Origin of the sequence: Sporosarcina sp. OR05 (assembly GCF_041414805.1) — a bacterium.
Classification (GTDB): Bacteria; Bacillota; Bacilli; order Bacillales_A; family Planococcaceae; genus Sporosarcina; species Sporosarcina saromensis.
Map to the genome: position 1 here is coordinate 560,115 of NZ_JANKJL010000001.1, position 16,662 is coordinate 576,776.

The window sequence follows — 16,662 nt, forward strand, 5'->3', positions numbered from 1 at the left end:
GGGTACAGACAATTGACGAAGCATGATACAGCGACGAATGTTGAGATTTTAGATGCTTTCATAAAGATAGCACCTTATTTAAATCGCTTAATACAAGATGATATTACAATAGGGATTTACGATACAAAACAATTGTTGTTAAATATACCAGGGGAAACGTTTGCATTGGATGTGTCTGTTGGTGATCCGTTAGCGCCGGGAGATATTATAACAGAAGCTCTAAGAGAAAATAGTGACAAAGTCGCCATGGTGCCCAAAGAGCTTTTTGGATTTCCATTGATTGCTCGGGCCATTCCCCTTCACGATGATCACGGCAATATTGTCGGTGGAGTAGGAATAGGGACAAGTCTTCAAAAATCTAATGAATTGTTCATGGTTGCCGATAGCTTATCTGCAATTGTTGAGGAAACCGCTGCTTCTCTCGATGCCATTGCAAATTCTGTTACCAATTTAGCAGATCAAGTAGTCGATGCAAATGAAATAATCGCGGAAGTAATGACAGGAACTGACGAAATTGGAAACATCTCTTCGGTTGTTAAAGGAATATCTGATCAAAGCAATCTCCTTGGGCTGAATGCTGCGATAGAAGCAGCAAGGGCTGGTGAACAAGGTAAAGGATTTTCAGTAGTAGCTGACGAAATCCGTAAACTCGCAACCAATTCAAAAGAGAATGTTTCGCAAATTGATCAAGTTATCCAACGAATTACTTCTGCTGTAGATGCGTTAAACAAATCATTCTCAACGATTAATGAAGTATCTTCCAATCAAGCGGCAGCGATCGAAGAAATTTCAGCAACTGTTCAAGAAATCAGCCGGAATGCTCAAAGTTTATCTTCCATGGCAGAGAATACATTAGAGAATCAATAATGAAGTACAAAACGACCGGAACTTAACTGCTAAGTTCTTGGTCGTATTTTTTTGCTGATAATAAATTATTTAATAGTCAGTGCATGGTGAGAGAGGTAATTTCGCAATTTCCGTTATCACCTATTACGTTTGTACAAGCGACACAGCTTTCATTGAATATAGTAAGAAAGAGTAAAGAGGGAGGTGAATTGAATGAGATATCTCTATAAACCTATTCGATGTGTGCAAGCTACTCCAGTTGATTCTTGTTTTAATCCATGCAGAGCTTGCCCGCCAGGTCAACGAGGCCCACAAGGTCCTGAAGGTCCACAAGGTCCAGCGGGTCCAGCAGGCCCAGAAGGTCCGGCGGGTCCAACGGGTCCGGCAGGCCCAGAAGGTCCGGCGGGTCCAACGGGTCCGGCAGGCCCAGAAGGTCCGGCGGGTCCAACGGGTCCGGCAGGCCCAGAAGGTCCAGCGGGTCCAACGGGTCCGGCAGGCCCAGAAGGTCCAGCGGGTCCAACGGGTCCGGCAGGCCCAGAAGGTCCAGCGGGTCCAACGGGTCCAGCAGGCCCAGAAGGTCCAGCGGGTCCAGCGGGTCCTCCTGGAGGTGTGCTTGGTGCAGCTTATATTTATGACACAACCCTACAGACGCTTGAAGAAGGTGACGCTGTAACATATGATACAAACGGTAATATCACGCCTCCAGGATTTGTCACACATACACCAGGTGCTGCTGAAATCACAATTAATGAAACAGGAACGTATTTAATCACGTATGAAGTTACTCCTCGTACTGGGACATCTGCATTTGCGTTATTCAACGGCGTATCGCAAATTGGTGGGACAGCCTATGGGACAACTGCGGGTAACCAACCATATGTAGGACAGCAAATTGTGACGTTAACCGCTGGTGATGTTCTTACTGTAAGAAATCTAGATGGCCAAACGGTATTAGACAATGAAATTTCACCAGACATTCCAGTCATCAGTGCTTCTATTGTGATTGTGCAATTAGCGTAAATAGTTGACTTGTTTATGTGGCAAATCATACAGAAAGCCGAACAGATTGTATACTCTTATTCGAGTATACAGTCTGTTTTTATCGGTTATATATTTACTCTACCTGTAATAATTTCCTAATTTCTTTAGCTGGAAGTGGTTTGTAGAGAAAAAAACCTTGCACAATTGTACAGTTGTGGTCTTTTAAAAACTCTAATTGATCCAAAGTTTCCACACCTTCAGCGATGACTTCCATTCCTAAATTGTGTGTCAAGTCTATGATTGTTTGTACAATGATGGCGTTATGTTGATCCTTCATCATATCTGCAATGAATGACCGGTCAATTTTAATGAAATCGATTGGAAGATGTTTGAGGTAATGAAGCGAATTGTGTCCTATCCCAAAATCATCAATACTAATCGCGATACCGATCTCTTTTAGCTTTCTTACAACGTTAATGGAGGATTCGTCTTCCATAGCTATATATTCTGTAATTTCAACGCCTAAGTATTGAGACTTTAGCCCAGTTTCTTCTAATGTTTGTTCGATGAATTGTACGAGGTTCGTTTTATTGAACTGTTGTGAAGAGAGATTGACATGGACTTGGATGTGTTTCAAACCGTCGTCCTGCCACTTTTTGTTCTGTTTACATACTTCAGCGATAACCCACTCACCAATTTTTGTAATGTACCCGTTTTCCTCAGCTAACGAAATGAAACGATTAGGTGCGAGATGGCCGAGTGTCGGATGCTGCCAACGAATTAACGCTTCCAACCCAACGATCTCTTGCGTACAACTATGAAGTTGAGGCTGATAATACAGAATAAATTCGTTTTGTTCAAGTGCTCTTCGCATGTCCATCTCAAGTATAGAGTCACCCATCAGATCAGTTAACGTATCTGTGGAATGAAGAGCATAGCGATTTTTCCCAAGAGACTTCGCTTGATACATGGCATTATCCGCATAAATAAGAAATTTTTCTTTAGGTATAGGGTGATCGGGATATATTGCAATTCCTATACTCGCTGTTGTGTAAATTTTTTCGTCATGTACATAAAAGGGTTCTTGGAAAAGCTTAATAATCGTATCGGCTTTATTAGCTATATCAGTTGCGTCTTCAAAATCTCGCAGTAACATGACAAACTCATCGCCACCCATTCTGCCAAGTATATCTTTTTTTCCTAAGCACCCAGCTAAGCGTTTGCTTACTTCGATCAAGAGCTCGTCTCCATATGAATGACTAAAATTATCATTTATGATCTTGAAGCGATCAAGATCAATGAACAATAAAGCTAATTCATTACCTTTTCTAAATGCTTTATGTTCTTCAATAAAAGCAGATAGTTCCTTGTTGATGAAGCGCCTGTTAGGTAAATTTGTTAACTCATCATGAAACGCTAAATAGTTATATTTCTCCTCCAGTAAGTACCGTTCAGTAATATCTCTGAACTGTCCATAAGCCCCAATTAAGCGCGTGTTTTCAAAAATAGGATAGGCATCAAACAAACAGACAACAGTATTTTCTTCTGCGTTTAGGAAAGGTATCTCTTCATCTGTAATAATTTTTTCCTGTTCAAGTACTGCTTTAAAATAGTGACCGACTAAATGAAATTGATGTATAGGAAGCCCAAGTAAAGATTCCTTTTGATTTAAGATTTGTTCTGCGAATAGGTTGGATGTTGTTACAACTCCATATTCATCTGTAATGATAATTCCGTTTTTTGTTCGTGTTAGGAGGATTTGATTTAATATATCGAGTTTTTTATTTTGTTTTCGAAGCAAAAGCTCTCTTTCAATCGAATCAACAGTTAGTGCTAGCATTGTTAATAATAATGGGTTCTGAAATGGAAGAGGTGTCATAATAGAAATACTGCCAAGTAGTTTCGTCTCGCCTTTTACATGAAAAGCCGTTCCATAACATGCCACATCGTGTAGAACAGAATGGTAATGCTGGTCGCCGATAATGCTAACAGGGTGTTTTTGTTCCAAAGAGAGTGTCACGACGTTTGTACCTGTATCCTCTTGAGAAAATTGACTGCCTGCAACAATCCCAAATTGTTCAATAGCTACTTTGATTGTTTCGTCTCCAGTTACGTCAATCAAGTAACCATCTGCATCAGAAACGACTACAAGAATAGGTGTTCCTTTTAAAGAATCAAGAAGCTTGTTAGAAAAGAAGCGGACCACTGATAAAATTTCGCGATAGAAAGTCAATTTCTCTTCAAAAGCTACTTCGCATAGAAATTTTTTTGGTTTTGCTACTTTGTCTGGGTCCATTCCAGCCAATTTACATTTTATTTTTGACTCTTTTATGTAATGTGGTTCTGTCATGTGGAATGCCTCCATCGTGAGTGATAAGGAATCGTGACGTCGAAGATATTGTTTATTTCTCAGGAAATAAATGTCTGTGTATCTGGTTGTTTAAGATGTCGTGAAAGCAGTGTATCCAGTATACATGGCAACTAAACTGAAAGTGTTCCTAATTCTGTGCTTATAAACAGGATGTAGACTTGTGTATAGACAAATAATGTTCAATCGTAGTTAGTTAAAATGAATATCAAAAATGTGGCCGGTTATTGAATGTCCATCAAACCTTTCTGCATATCTTTTTCATAATCATTTTCTATAATAGATTGAGATGTATTGGGAGGTGAGGATGTTGAAGAGAATTTCCACAAAACTAGCTGCCTACTTTATCTTGTCATTTCTTTTGCTTGAATCGATTCTTATGATCTATCTGCACCAAACGATAATTCACGCGCGAATTGAAGAAGAGTTTGAGAGAGTGATGGCTAATGGCTCTAACCATCGTGAGGTGTTAGAGGATTACTATTCTGAAGAGACGATGAATCATATCGTCTTAATGGAATACGGCAAGGAAAGCGAAGTAGTTATCACGGGAGAAAACGATGAGGTTATTCAGAGTTCAGCCGAAAACATTCTTGCTTTGAATAAGTATTTGAAGCTATTGGACGGTTCTCGCCGAGAAGATGATCAGTTGCTGTTAGATGATTGGAAAAACTCGGAGTATATTGTGAGTGTTCATCCTTATCAAATAGCGGATTGGTCAGGTCATGTAGTGATGTTCCAAAAGACTGAACCTATTCAACGATTAGTCGACCGTGTCAACTTGCATTTCGGTTTAGCAGGCGGTGTAAGCATAATCATTTTGTTTGTCATTTATCTTGTCCTATCCAAGTTTTTAACGCGTCCGCTCGTACATATGAAAGAAGCAACTGAAAAATTACGTGAAGGAGATTTTCGTGTTAGTTTGCCGAATGCAGGAAAAGATGAACTCGGAGAACTGTCTATGGCCATTATGAAACTGGCGACGGACTTGGAAACTATGAAAACGGAGCGAAATGAATTTTTAGCGTCGATTTCCCATGAACTTAGCACGCCCCTGACGTATATGATCGGCTACTTGAAAGTGGCGATGAGAAATGAGCTTACGGATGAGGAAAGAATGGAATACTTGAAGATCATTGCGGAAGAATCGAACCGAATGAAGGAACTTGTGAAAGATTTAATGGAGTTAGCGAAAATGGATGAATTGTCTTTTACGGTTGAAAAGACGTATTTCTCGGCACAACGATTTGCAAAGGAATTATATCGTCTCGTACAACCTTCATTTGAACTGAAAAACATCAACCTAACCATTTTATGTGAAAAAGACTTTCAACTGTTTGCAGATCCCTTACGCTTGGAACAAATTCTATTGAATTTGTTGGATAATGCATTGAAATATTCAGAAGCGAATACGGACGTAACGATGACCGTATACGAGGAGGGTGCTAATGCAGTCCTACAGGTCTCTGACGAAGGAATTGGTATTCCTCATGATGAAATTGACCGGATTTTTGACAAGTTGTATCGAGTTGAGAAATCTCGTTCACGTACGTCTGGAGGCTCAGGATTAGGACTAGCGATTGTGAAGGAGCTAGTTGAAGCGCACGATGGTGTCATTTATGTAGAAAGCCGCGTTGGTACTGGCTCCACTTTTATAGTGAAACTATAAGTTGAAAGGGGAGATTACATTGCGAAAGATCCTACTCATCGATGATGAACAAAGAATGCTTAATTTACTTGAATTATTTTTAACTCCACATGGATTTGCCTGTTTGAAAGCGGAGAGTGGTGAAAAAGGGATTGAAATGATCCAGTCACAACAAATAGATCTTGTCATTTTGGATATTATGATGCCTTTCATGGATGGCTGGGAAGTATGTGAAATGATTCGCCAACAAGTAAATGTGCCGATTATTATGTTGACTGCAAGGGCAGATAAATTAGACGTTGTTCGAGGATTAGATGTTGGCGCTGATGACTACGTTACAAAACCGTTTGATGAAGGTGAACTCGTTGCAAGAGTGAATGCGTTACTTCGAAGAGTGCATAAACAGGAAGACGAAAATACAACGGTAAATGGTGAATTCATCTTAAGTCACGACACGTACTCGTTGAAATATAGGCATGTTGAAGCCTATCTGACACTGAAAGAGTATTCCATTATTAATACGTTAATTAGCAATCCGAAAAGGACGTATACGCGAGAGCAGTTACTGCGTACTGCATGGGATTACAACACCTACACGGACATTCGTACAGTAGATTCACACATTAGAAATCTACGGGAAAAATTGAAAGCGGCTGGTTTTCCAATCGAGGAATTTCTCCATACTGTGTGGGGGATTGGTTATAAATGGGGATAAAGAGATTTTGGTGGAATCGATTACTGAAAAAGTAAAAGAAATAAATCAAGTCGCTAAGAAATATAGGAGGTGTTTTACATTTGTATGGAATCTTATCTGAGATAAGTGTAAGTATTACCGAGCCAATGACTCGACTCATCAATTCATTTTGGGATTACCCCCTAGTTGTTGCACTATTACTCGGTGTAATTGGTGCGGCTGCTCCTTGTCAGCTCACAGGCAATATAAGTGCGATGACCCTGTATGGGCAACGATCTGTACAAACAAAGAGTGATTGGAAAGAAGTCCTGTTTTTCATACTGGGTAAAATTGTTGTTTTTAGCGTATTTGGGCTTTTCGCATGGTTGTTTGGCCAACAATTTGAATCATCCTTAGTAGGCTATTTTCCAATCTTTCGAAAGGTTATCGGTCCCCTCATTGTCCTTACAGGTCTTGTACTTCTCGGGATTGTAAAGATGCGCTTTTTAAATCGATTAGCGATACATGTCCCTCAACGGTTACGTGACGGGAAGTTTGGTTCTTTTCTGTTTGGTGCAAGTTTTTCAGTCGCATTTTGTCCGACAATGTTCATTTTGTTTTTCGGTTGGCTTATGCCTGTTGTCACTGCCACGTCCTATGGTTTAATTCTTCCAGCTGTTTTTGGTATAGCTACTGCATTTCCTCTTATTTTGTTGTTTGTCTTTATTTGGTTTTTTAACGTAGACAAACGGATTATGCGAACAAGTGTCAAGATTGGTGTTGCTATTCAAAAAGTGGCAGGTGTCATGCTTATCATCATCGGATTATTGGATACTGTGACTTACTGGAGTTAAATTTTACTTGAAATGACTCGTGTAAACAGTTCCATCCTCTCAAGTGTGATTACTAGATATGATAACTCCTTCCTATTTGTGATGAATTGATTACGATATGCATAGATTTTCCTTATTTATTTGCTACGCTACGTAACGAACGATGGTGAAGGATTGGAGGAAACGATGATGAATAGCAACAAACTCGCACTGATGATGTTAGGGGGCTTCCTAATATTGAGCGGCTGTGTGAAAGAGGAGCCTGCAGAAGTCCGTACGGATCAGACAATGATGAATCATGATGAAATGGAAGACGGTATGAGTCATGGTGAAATGGAAGGCCATATGAGTCATGATGAAGTAATGCAATTAAAAGATTCTACAGGTGAAAATGAATTGATTGTCCCACCGGTTCTTGAGCGGAATATAGATGGTGATGTCACTTACACGGTAAAGGCTCAAAAAGGGGAAACTCAAATATTTAATGGAAGTAAAACGAAAACGTATGGCTACAATGGAACGTTTTTAGGCCCCATGCTCCAGTTTACAAAAGGAGAAACGATTAAAATCCGGACAATTAATGAACTTGATCAAGAGACAACTTTCCATTGGCATGGGTTGGAAGTGGCTGCTGATGCAGACGGTGGCCCTCATGATGCACTACAACCGGGTGAGGAGAGAGTAATTGAGTTTAAGGTGACACAAGAAGCGGCAACACTGTGGTTTCACCCACATCCTCATGGAAATACTGCAGATCAAGTATACAACGGATTGGCTGGTTTGATTTTTATTGAGGATGAAAACTCAAAGCATCTCAATGTGCCGGATGACTACGGGAAAAATGATTTTCCGTTAATCATTCAAGATAAGCTGTTTGATGAGAACCATCAATTGAATTATCGTGAAGCTCGAAATGAAGACGGCACAATCGGTGATACGTTACTCATAAATGGAACGGTCAATCCGAAGTTGACAGTGGAGAAAGAGAAAGTACGGTTGCGAATCGTAAATGGCTCGAATGCGAGAAATTACACATTCAAGTTAAATAGTGGGGATTCGTTTGTTCAAATTGGTACGGATGGCGGTTTTTTGAACGAGCCTGTAACCGTTCAGGAAGTCACTTTGACACCTTCTGAAAGAGCGGAGATTGTCATTGACTTTCAAGCAATTGATGCAACTTCTGATTTGGCATTAGTGAATGAAGATGGCTCCGTGCTGTTGCCTTTTGACATTTCTCATTCAAATGGAGTGGCAAGCGAATTATCGACACAGTTAAATGATTTCACGCTGACTGCTGAGGAAAAGAACTTGCCAGTTAATAAGACGGTAGAATTATTCGGGATGATGGATCATGTGACGATTAACGGGAAGAAATTCGACCCGGACCGTATCGATTTCACGCAAGAGCAAGGCGTCACTGAAGTATGGGAAATTTATAATAAGCCGGACATGATGGGTGGAATGATTCATCCGTTCCATGTTCATGGTGCACAATTCAAGATTATTAGCAGAGATGGCGCTGCACCTCCAGAAAATGAACAAGGATGGAAAGACAGCATTGCTGTACATCCCGATGAGACAGTGAAGATTGCCATTCAATTTAAAAATAAAGGGTTGTATATGTTCCATTGTCATATACTCGAACATGAAGATAATGGAATGATGGGACAAGTTTTAGTAGAGTGATCGAAGAGGTTTTACACCTTCTTATGCGGGGAAGAGAGTAACGAACTTCATAAAAGGAGCTGAGCAAATGAACGTGAACTATGAAGAATGTCTCCAAGCCTGTTTGGAATGCTTGGAAGCGTGCAACAGATGTTACGATGCTTGCCTAGGTGAAGAAAACGTGAAGATGATGGCGGACTGCATTCGTCTAGACCGTGAATGTGCAGATATATGTGCGTATACGGCACAAGCAATTACACGTAATAGTCCGTTTGTAAAAGAAATTATGGAGTTGTGTGCGAAAATTTGTGAGCAATGTGGAGAAGAATGTGACAAACATGACCATGAACATTGTAAACAGTGTGCAGAAGCGTGCCGTAAATGCGCAGAGGCGTGTAAAAAAGCTGTCGCTTAACAGCAACTTTCGATAGAAGGAAGAAGGGGTAATCCACTTCCTTCTTTTTTCTTGTCAAATGGAAGGAATGAAAGTCCTGTTGTAACGTAATATTCATCGAAAGCTGATGCATAAATCGATTCCAGTTGGAAAATGCTATGTGGTATAGTGGAGAGGATGAAAGAAGGTGAATGTCGTGCGAAATAAGTATGGGAAATTGCTGAAAAAAGATAATATCGTTGTATTTCCAGGCGCATTGGATGGGCTGATTGAAAAAGGACTGGATGCCGTTGAGGATGTGGACTACGAACTTGCGGTTGAATCCTTTGACCAGGTTTATCATTTTGACCCGGACAATATGCGTTTGTTGGCACCGTATGCCGTTTCTTTATATGAAACGAGAAACTTTGAAAAAGCGAAAGAAATCGCTACGAAATTATTACATAGTGGAGCAGCAGAGTATTTAGATGCGATGGAATTGTATTTAGCAATCAGTATTCAATTGCAAGAGTATGAAGAAGTGGAAATGACCATCGCTACACTGCTCGAGGAAAATATTGTACCACCAGACATGATACAGAAGTTCAACTATTTACGTGATTTAAATAATCGATTAGCGAGCCGCTACGCTATCTCTGAAGAACCAATGATAGAACTACAAGAAGCACTGACAATTGAAGAGTTTTTAGCGAACACACCTGAAGTGCAACAACAAATAGTAGCGTCAATGGAGAATCGCCAGGTTGAGGCGGAAAGTTTAAAACTACTCGCTGAGATTGCCGAACATGAAGAGATTCATCCTCTAGTTGTTACATATGCGCTCGTTCTTTTACGTGACGCTGCTTGCGATAAAACATTGACTGTGAAGAAATTCGGATTTGAAAAAGCGGTCGTACCCACTGAATTACATTTGCCCAACCAAGATGAAAAAACACGGGAAGTAATTGATCGGATAAGCGACCTTAACGAAAAAGATCCATCGAGGATGCAAATGGCGATTGAAGCGAGCTTGCGTTATGGCATCATTGCATACCCATTCAGTTGGGAAGGCTTTTCTGCGGAAGAAGTTGCGCAAGGCTATATTCATTACATAGACGGTTTGTTTACTGGGGAAAAGTGGATTGATTCGGAATTAATGAACTTGATCGAATCAATTGATGAACAAACTGAACAATAAGTAGCAGTAAATCTGTTGAAAGATCGAAAGACTATGATATACTATAGTGGTTGTAAATGGCGTATTAACATGCGATATTATACTTGTCATAAATGATTCGGAGGTATTTACTAATGTCAGTTAATTGGGAAAAACAAGAAGGTAATAAAGGTACACTCACAGTTGAGGTGCCAGCAGAAAAAGTGAACGCTGCGATCGATGAAGCGTTTAAAAAAGTTGTAAAGAAAGTTCAAGCACCTGGATTCCGTAAAGGGAAAATGCCTCGTAAAATGTTTGATAGAATGTACGGAGTGGAAGCTCTTTATAATGACGCACTTGATATCATCCTACCGGAAGCTTATGGCAATGCACTAGACGAGTCAGGTGTGGAGCCGATTGCTCAACCTGAAATTGAAATCGACGAAATGGAACAAGGCAAAGCGCTTGTATTCAGAGCGATTGTTACATTAAAGCCGGAAGTTTCACTTGGAGACTACAAAGGTCTTGAAGTAACTCGCCAAGAAACGGCTGTGACGGATGAAGAGATTGAGGAGCAATTGAAAGATCGTCAACAAGCACTTGCAGAGATGGTAGTTAAAGAAGATGGAGCAATTGAAGACGGCGACACTGCGAACATTGACTTTGAAGGGTTCGTTGATGGTGAAGCGTTTGAAGGCGGGAAATCTGAAGGATACGACTTGCAAATTGGATCTGGTTCATTCATTCCAGGTTTTGAAGAGCAATTAATCGGCCTTAAAGTGGGCGAAGAGAAAGACGTAGAGCTTTCATTCCCTGAAGAATACCATGCTGCTGAATTAGCAGGTAAACCAGCTGTATTCAAAGTGAAAATCAATGAAATCAAAACAAAAGAAATTCCTGAACTAAACGACGAACTAGCTCAAGAAATTGACGAAGAAGTCGAAAGCCTTGAAGCACTTCGCACAAAGTTAAAAGAAAAGACTGCTGAAGAAAAGAAAAATGCTGCTGATGCTGCATTGCGTGACGAGCTTGTCGAAAAAGCTGCAGCGAACGCAGAATTCGAAGTACCTGAAGTAATGGTAGATTCTGAAGTGGATCGCATGATGCAAGAGTTCGGTCAACGTTTGCAAATGCAAGGTATGAACCTTGACCTATACTTCCAATTCTCTGGTCAAGACGAAGCAGCTCTTCGTAGCCAAATGAAAGACGATGCACTTAACCGTGTGCGTGTATCATTAACACTAGAAGCAATTGGCAAAGCTGAAGATCTTCAAGTAACTGAAGAAGAAGTGAACGCAGAACTTGAAAAGATGTCTAAGCAATTTGGAATGGAAGTTGACCAAATTAAACAAACACTAGGTGGAACGAAAGTTCTTGAAAACGACTTGCGTTTGAATAAAACAGTGGAATTCCTCGTTGACAACGCAAAAATCACTGAATAAGTAGACACAATCATACAAGGTGCGGCTTTCCCGTACCTTGTTTTTCATAGGACGAATTGAACCTGTGGGAAAAGAGGATAAGTTCTAATTAGTTGATAAAAACGGGGGAATCTTGTAAGATTGTCACTTGATAGGGGTGAGCTTGATGTTCAAATTTAACGATGAAAAAGACAACTTGAGTTGTTCATTTTGTGGTAAAACCCAAGACCAAGTAAGGAAACTTGTTGCTGGTCAAGGTGTTTATATTTGTGATGAGTGTGTCGAGCTCTGTGCTGAAATCGTTGAGGAAGAAGTAGGCCTTGAAGAGCACTTTGAGCTTAAAGACGTACCGAAACCACGTGAAATACAAAGTATTCTTGATGAATATATTATCGGTCAAGATAGAGCTAAGAAATCATTGGCTGTGGCGGTATATAACCACTACAAACGGATTAATACGAACAGTAAAGTAGATGATGTGGAAATTGCAAAGTCAAACATTGTCTTAATAGGACCTACTGGAAGCGGGAAAACACTATTAGCTCAAACGTTGGCACGTATTTTGGACGTTCCATTTGCGATTGCAGATGCAACTTCCCTAACTGAAGCCGGCTATGTCGGTGAAGACGTGGAAAATATTTTGTTGAAGCTTATCCAAGCTGCTGATTTCGATATTGAACGAGCTGAAAAAGGAATTATCTATATTGATGAAATCGATAAAGTTGCTCGTAAATCCGAAAATGCTTCGATTACACGAGACGTTTCTGGTGAAGGCGTACAGCAAGCGCTTTTGAAAATCCTTGAAGGAACGGTAGCAAGTGTACCGCCACAAGGAGGAAGAAAGCATCCACATCAGGAATTCCTGCAAATCGATACGACAAATATTTTATTTATCGTAGGTGGAGCATTTGACGGGATGGAAGAAATCATTAAGCGTCGTACGGGTCAAAAAGTGATTGGATTCGGAACGGATATTGAGAAAGCTGATGAAGAAGCTTCCTTACTTTCTAAACTGATTCCTGAAGACTTACAACGCTTTGGATTGATTCCAGAATTTATCGGTCGTCTACCGGTTATCGCTACTTTGGAGCAATTAAATGAAGATACGCTGTATCAAATTTTAACGGTTCCAAAAAATGCAATTGTCAAGCAGTACCAAAAGATGGTTGAACTCGATGGCGTTGCGTTACGTTTTGAAGAAGATGCGCTTCTTGAAATCGCTAAAGAGGCGATTGTTCGAAAAACAGGTGCTCGTGGATTGCGTTCTATAATTGAGAATATCATGTTAGATATTATGTATGAACTTCCTTCTTTGGAGGAAGTAACAGAATGCATCATTACGAAAGACGCTGTTCTGAAAAAGTCCAGCCCGATTCTTTATCGGGAAGATGGATCTGAATTTGATTTGGATCCAGAAAAGAACACGGCATGATAACAGGAGGGACAAAGCCGACTCCGGCGAGGCGATTCATTCGCTCATCGGTTGTCGGCTTTTTCCACCTTATATGAATTGCGAATATTGGACATACATAAGATAGGAACTTTCGGAGGTGACTACTGCATGGATATTGAAACAAAAGCAAATGTTCCACTGTTACCATTACGCGGAATGTTAATGTTCCCAAAGATGGTTTTACATATTGATGTTGGTCGTGAACGATCCGTGTTTGCAGTCGAACACGCCATTGCAAATGGGAATATCATCATGCTCGCTTCTCAAAAAGATACGAGTGTCGAAATACCTGAAGCGGATGATCTGTACACAATTGGTTTGTTGGCCCATGTAAAATCGTTGAATGAACTACCGAATGGTACATACCGAATCCAACTTGAAGGCTTGGAACGAGCGGAATGGAGCAATTATGAAGAAGCAGATCTATATTCTGTCGTCGATGTGAAGGTTATTCCTGCAAAGGAAGAGAACGATGCAGAAATGATAGCGCTAAAGCGTACATTGCTCCCGTATTTCAAGAAGTACGCCAAAAATTCATCAAAAATCTCCCAAGAGACGTACGATTCGATTGCATCGATCGAAGAACCAGGAAGATTCGCAGACACAGTTGCTTCCCATCTACCGTTAAAGCTGGCAGCTAAGCAAGAAATTCTTGAAATGAGTAATGTCAAAAAACGATTGGAATTTCTCGTACACAAACTCCATGATGAGCAAGCGATATTAGAATTGGAAAACAAAATAAACAATCGCGTAAAGTTGGCGATGGAACGGACTCAGAAAGAGTTTTACTTACGTGAACAAATGAAAGCCATTCAAAAAGAGCTTGGTGATAAAGATGGAAAAAACATTGAAATTGTTGAGATAACAGAGAAAATTGAAGCTTCAGGGATGCCTGAACATGTAAAAGTTGTAGCCTATCGAGAATTGCAGCGTTATGAAAAAGCGCATTCGGCTTCAGCCGAAAGCGGTGTAATTCGTAATTATCTTGACTGGCTTGTGGCACTGCCTTGGACAGATGCGTCTGCAGACCAACTTGACATTAATCGATCTGAAGTGATTCTAGAACGTGATCATGAAGGGCTTGAATCTGTTAAAGAACGTATTTTAGAATACTTAGCTGTCCGTCAAATAACAAATTCACTAAGAGGGCCAATCCTATGTCTGGACGGACCACCAGGTGTTGGTAAAACTTCACTTGCCCGTTCCATTGCAGAATCGTTAGGCAGGGATTTTGTGCGTATTTCCCTTGGTGGCGTTCGAGATGAGTCTGAAATTCGGGGTCATCGACGGACATACGTTGGGGCCATGCCTGGTCGAATCATTCAAGGGATGAAAAAGGCAGGAAAGATTAATCCTGTTTTCTTGTTAGATGAAATTGATAAAATGTCAAATGATTTTAGAGGAGATCCTTCTGCAGCGATGTTAGAAGTGTTAGATCCTGAACAGAACCATTCGTTCAGTGATCATTATATTGAGGAACCATATGATTTGTCAGGTGTTTTATTCATTGCAACATCAAATGATGTCAATGCCATCCCGGGTCCATTGAGAGATCGAATGGAAGTCATTTCAATTCCAGGTTATACAGAGGTTGAAAAGCGGGCAATCGCAAAAAATCATTTGATTCCTAAACAATTGAAGGAACACGGTTTAACGAAATCACAAGTTCGTTTTAATGATGAAGCGATTATGCATATCGTCCGCTACTATACGCGTGAAGCAGGCGTCCGTGGACTTGAACGTGAAGTGGCACGCGTATGTCGTAGGGCAGCTAAACAAATCGTGACAGGCGAAAAGAAAAGTGTGACCGTAAGTGCCAACACTTTGGAGTCACTACTTGGTAAGAGAAAGCACGATTATGGTCAAGCGGAACTGAAAAATCAGATCGGTGTTGCGACCGGTTTAGCGTATACATCCGTAGGCGGAGATACTTTACAAATTGAAGTTTCATTATCGCCCGGGAAAGGTAAACTCATCTTGACTGGGAAATTAGGGGACGTCATGAAGGAATCTGCCCAAACAGCGCTTTCGTATGTCCGATCGAAAGCAGAGCAGTTTAACATCGATCCGGAATTTTACGAAACGAAGGATATTCATATCCATGTTCCACAAGGGGCGGTACCAAAAGATGGTCCATCTGCAGGTGTGACCATTGCAACTGCGCTTGTCTCTTCGTTAACGAACAAGCCTGTTCGACGTGAAGTCGGCATGACAGGCGAGATTACGTTAAGAGGACGTGTTTTACAAATTGGTGGTGTGAAGGAAAAATCGCTCAGTGCCCATCGAGCAGGTTTAACAACCATTATTTTACCGATGGCGAATGAGCGTGATATTGAAGATATACCGGAAAGTGTACGTAGTGAGCTGTCATTCAAGCTTGTTTCGGATGCTGAAGAAGTATTAGCAATTGCATTAGAGGAGGCTTCCGAATGAAAGTCAATCAAGTAGAAATGATTATGAGTGCCGTAAAACCTGAGCAATATCCAGATGATGGATTCCCGGAATTTGCATTAGCGGGACGCTCCAATGTTGGAAAATCGTCTTTCATCAATAAGATGATCGGTCGAAAAAGTTTAGCGAGAACATCTTCCAAACCAGGAAAGACACAAACGCTAAACTTTTATAAAATCGAAGAAAAATTGTTTTTTGTAGATGTACCTGGATATGGCTATGCAAAAGTGTCAAAATCCGAGCGAGAAGCATGGGGTAAAATGATTGAGCGGTATTTGACGGGACGAGAACAACTACGTGCAGTTATTCAAATCGTCGACCTTCGTCATCCCCCAAGCGCTGATGATTGCGTCATGTACGATTTTTTAGGGCATTACAATATCCCTACCATCATTATTGCAACGAAAGCTGATAAAATTCCAAAAGGAAAATGGGAAAAACACAAAAAGATTGTCCGCGATACATTACATGTAAGAGCTGGAGATCCAATTGTTTTGTTCTCATCTGAAAAAGGAATTGGTATGGAACAAGCTTGGAGCGAAATTGAAAGTCGGATGTAAAGATGACAGGTTTGTAAATTAACCACTTAATTATAAGTATACTTCTTCGAACCGTTTCGCTTTCGTTTCGGCGTTTTTTGCAGAATAATATCCTAGCTCTAGATACTGTTTTTTAGGATTAGAGCGTAAGGCGGCGACTCCTGCGGGAACAGCGCGAGCTGAAGACCCTGGACTGAGCGAAGCGAGGGAAGCGGCTGAAGCCGTGCCCGCGGAAAGCGTCCGCCTGGAGCGAAA

The 16,662-nt window shown here is 40.7% G+C and carries 13 protein-coding genes; 12 read left to right on the plus strand and 1 reads right to left on the minus strand.

Annotation, left to right across the window (positions count from 1 at the left end):
- Nucleotides 1-12 precede the first annotated feature (12 nt).
- Nucleotides 13-867 (plus strand): methyl-accepting chemotaxis protein, encoded by an 855-nt coding sequence (locus NRI27_RS02605; protein WP_371389427.1) that lies wholly within the window; start codon nucleotides 13-15, stop codon nucleotides 865-867.
- Nucleotides 868-1,059: 192 nt separating this feature from the next.
- Entirely contained in the window at nucleotides 1,060-1,866 is an 807-nt protein-coding gene (locus NRI27_RS02610) for a hypothetical protein (RefSeq protein ID WP_371389428.1), read from the plus strand.
- A 94-nt stretch (nucleotides 1,867-1,960) separates the two neighbouring features.
- On the opposite strand, the gene NRI27_RS02615 is transcribed toward NRI27_RS02610, so the two are convergent.
- Entirely contained in the window at nucleotides 1,961-4,177 is a 2,217-nt protein-coding gene (locus NRI27_RS02615; RefSeq protein ID WP_371389429.1) for an EAL domain-containing protein, read from the minus strand.
- A 325-nt stretch (nucleotides 4,178-4,502) separates the two neighbouring features.
- Here NRI27_RS02615 and NRI27_RS02620 point away from each other — a divergent pair, with 325 nt between their 5' ends.
- From NRI27_RS02620 to yihA, 10 genes are all read left to right on the plus strand, one after another.
- Nucleotides 4,503-5,864, plus strand: coding sequence for a sensor histidine kinase (locus NRI27_RS02620; RefSeq protein WP_371389430.1), 1,362 nt, complete (start codon nucleotides 4,503-4,505; stop codon nucleotides 5,862-5,864).
- 19 nt (nucleotides 5,865-5,883) lie between these two features.
- Nucleotides 5,884-6,558: a response regulator transcription factor gene (locus tag NRI27_RS02625; protein ID WP_371389431.1), complete on the plus strand. Its 675-nt coding sequence runs from the start codon at nucleotides 5,884-5,886 to the stop codon at nucleotides 6,556-6,558.
- Between the two features lie 80 nt (nucleotides 6,559-6,638).
- A complete protein-coding gene (locus NRI27_RS02630) occupies nucleotides 6,639-7,370 on the plus strand; it encodes an urease accessory protein UreH domain-containing protein (protein WP_371389432.1) in 732 nt (243 codons plus the stop codon).
- A 168-nt stretch (nucleotides 7,371-7,538) separates the two neighbouring features.
- On the plus strand, nucleotides 7,539-9,035 hold the full coding sequence (locus NRI27_RS02635; RefSeq protein WP_371389433.1) for a multicopper oxidase family protein: 1,497 nt from the start codon (nucleotides 7,539-7,541) through the stop codon (nucleotides 9,033-9,035).
- A gap of 67 nt (nucleotides 9,036-9,102) precedes the next feature.
- On the plus strand, nucleotides 9,103-9,429 hold the full coding sequence (locus NRI27_RS02640; RefSeq protein WP_371389434.1) for a four-helix bundle copper-binding protein: 327 nt from the start codon (nucleotides 9,103-9,105) through the stop codon (nucleotides 9,427-9,429).
- A 166-nt stretch (nucleotides 9,430-9,595) separates the two neighbouring features.
- Nucleotides 9,596-10,585, plus strand: a complete 990-nt coding sequence (locus NRI27_RS02645) for a tetratricopeptide repeat protein (protein ID WP_371389435.1) — start codon at nucleotides 9,596-9,598, stop codon at nucleotides 10,583-10,585.
- 113 nt (nucleotides 10,586-10,698) lie between these two features.
- Nucleotides 10,699-11,985 (plus strand): trigger factor, encoded by a 1,287-nt coding sequence (gene tig / locus NRI27_RS02650; protein ID WP_371389436.1) that lies wholly within the window; start codon nucleotides 10,699-10,701, stop codon nucleotides 11,983-11,985.
- A 145-nt stretch (nucleotides 11,986-12,130) separates the two neighbouring features.
- Nucleotides 12,131-13,396, plus strand: coding sequence for an ATP-dependent protease ATP-binding subunit ClpX (gene clpX / locus NRI27_RS02655; RefSeq protein WP_317942292.1), 1,266 nt, complete (start codon nucleotides 12,131-12,133; stop codon nucleotides 13,394-13,396).
- Between the two features lie 129 nt (nucleotides 13,397-13,525).
- Nucleotides 13,526-15,850 (plus strand): endopeptidase La, encoded by a 2,325-nt coding sequence (gene lon / locus NRI27_RS02660; RefSeq protein WP_371389437.1) that lies wholly within the window; start codon nucleotides 13,526-13,528, stop codon nucleotides 15,848-15,850.
- The gene (yihA, locus tag NRI27_RS02665; RefSeq protein ID WP_317942290.1) at nucleotides 15,847-16,428 is read left to right on the plus strand and encodes a ribosome biogenesis GTP-binding protein YihA/YsxC; all 582 of its coding nucleotides are present in this window, start codon (nucleotides 15,847-15,849) and stop codon (nucleotides 16,426-16,428) included. The genes lon and yihA overlap by 4 nt, the downstream gene beginning before the upstream one ends.
- The last annotated feature ends 234 nt before the right edge of the window (nucleotides 16,429-16,662 follow it).

Coding starts and splice junctions, on each gene's coding strand:
- yihA (WP_317942290.1), top strand. CDS start 15,847: ATGAAAGTCAATCAAGTAGAAATGATTATGAGTGCCGTAAAACCTGAG.
- clpX (WP_317942292.1), top strand. CDS start 12,131: ATGTTCAAATTTAACGATGAAAAAGACAACTTGAGTTGTTCATTTTGT.
- NRI27_RS02620 (WP_371389430.1), top strand. CDS start 4,503: ATGTTGAAGAGAATTTCCACAAAACTAGCTGCCTACTTTATCTTGTCA.
- NRI27_RS02610 (WP_371389428.1), top strand. CDS start 1,060: ATGAGATATCTCTATAAACCTATTCGATGTGTGCAAGCTACTCCAGTT.
- NRI27_RS02615 (WP_371389429.1), bottom strand. CDS start 4,177: ATGACAGAACCACATTACATAAAAGAGTCAAAAATAAAATGTAAATTG.
- tig (WP_371389436.1), top strand. CDS start 10,699: ATGTCAGTTAATTGGGAAAAACAAGAAGGTAATAAAGGTACACTCACA.
- lon (WP_371389437.1), top strand. CDS start 13,526: ATGGATATTGAAACAAAAGCAAATGTTCCACTGTTACCATTACGCGGA.
- NRI27_RS02635 (WP_371389433.1), top strand. CDS start 7,539: ATGAATAGCAACAAACTCGCACTGATGATGTTAGGGGGCTTCCTAATA.
- NRI27_RS02640 (WP_371389434.1), top strand. CDS start 9,103: ATGAACGTGAACTATGAAGAATGTCTCCAAGCCTGTTTGGAATGCTTG.